1 protein-coding gene is annotated in these 1,280 nt (G+C 74.3%); it reads left to right on the top strand.

The window, feature by feature from the left end:
- Nucleotides 1-289 precede the first annotated feature (289 nt).
- The gene (locus HW445_RS31440) at nt 290-916 is read left to right on the top strand and encodes a YigZ family protein (protein WP_180224173.1); all 627 of its coding nucleotides are present in this window, start codon (nt 290-292) and stop codon (nt 914-916) included.
- The last annotated feature ends 364 nt before the right edge of the window (nt 917-1,280 follow it).

Raw genomic sequence — 1,280 nt, forward strand, 5'->3', positions numbered from 1 at the left:
GAGCAGACGGAGCCCGGAACGCAGGACGGCACCGCGGAGCCCGCCCTGCCGGAACCGGACCAGGTGGCCCCGGCGAACCCCGACGCCGCGCAGGGAAGCGGGGAGGAGACGATCGAGCACCAGGCGTCCCTGCTCCCCGCCTTCGACGGCGCCCCGCGGCAGGAGAGCGGCGCTTAGGACCGGGCGGGCCCCCGAAGGGCCACGGCGGTGGTCGGGAACGACCCCTGCCGTGGCCCTTCGCCGCGCACGCGCCGTCGGCGGCCCGCGCGGGACCGCATAGGCTGGGCGGATGCAGGACGAGTACCGCACAGTGGCCCGCGCGGGCGTGCACGAGACCGAGGTCAACCGCTCCCGCTTCCTGTGCAGCCTCGCCCCGGCGGCCACCGAGGAGGAGGCCCAGGCCTTCCTCGCCGCCGTCCGCAAGGAGCACGCGGACGCCACGCACAACTGCTACGCCTATGTGATCGGCGCCGACGCCTCCGTGCAGAAGGCCGGCGACGACGGCGAACCGGGCGGCACCGCGGGCGTGCCGATGCTGCAGATGCTGATGCGGCGTGACATGCGGTACGTGGTGGCCGTGGTGACCCGGTACTACGGCGGTGTGAAGCTGGGCGCGGGCGGGCTCATCCGCGCCTACGGAGGAGCGGTCGGAGAGGCCCTGGACGTCCTGGGGACCCGCACCCGGCGGCGGTTCCGGGTGGCCACCGTGACCGTGGACCACCAGCGGGCCGGGAAGGTGCAGAACGACCTGCGGTCCACCGGGCGCGAGGTGCGCGACGTGCGGTACGGCGAGCAGGTGGAGATCGAGATCGGCCTCCCCGACGCGGACGTGCCGGCGTTCCGGGCATGGCTCGCGGACAGCACGGCCGGGTCGGCGGGCTTCTCGCTCGGTGAAGAGGCGTACGGCGACGCGTAGCCGCGCCCACGCCCACACCCGCCCCCACACCCAGGCATGCGCGCACACGCACGCCCACGCCCACGCCGACACCCGCACCCGCGCCCGTGTCCGCGTCCGCCCGAAGGGCGGTCCGGCGCCGTGGGCGTGGCGTCCACAGGGTCCGCGCACATGTCTTGTCACCACATGTAACACCCCCTTACTCTCCAGTAGGTAACCGCCGGTAACACGGCGGCACGCAGTCCTGCCAGCCCTCCGACGACGACAGGAGTGAGCCGCGTGGAGAGATCCAGGGCCACCGACCGGCCGCGAACCGCCTCCCCGACCCGCAGCTCCACCCGCCGACTGCTGTCCGCCGCACTGGTCGCCCTGGCCATCGTCGGCG

Origin of the sequence: Streptomyces sp. UH6, from assembly GCF_013421635.1 — a bacterium.
GTDB lineage: Bacteria > Actinomycetota > Actinomycetes > Streptomycetales > Streptomycetaceae > Streptomyces > Streptomyces abyssomicinicus.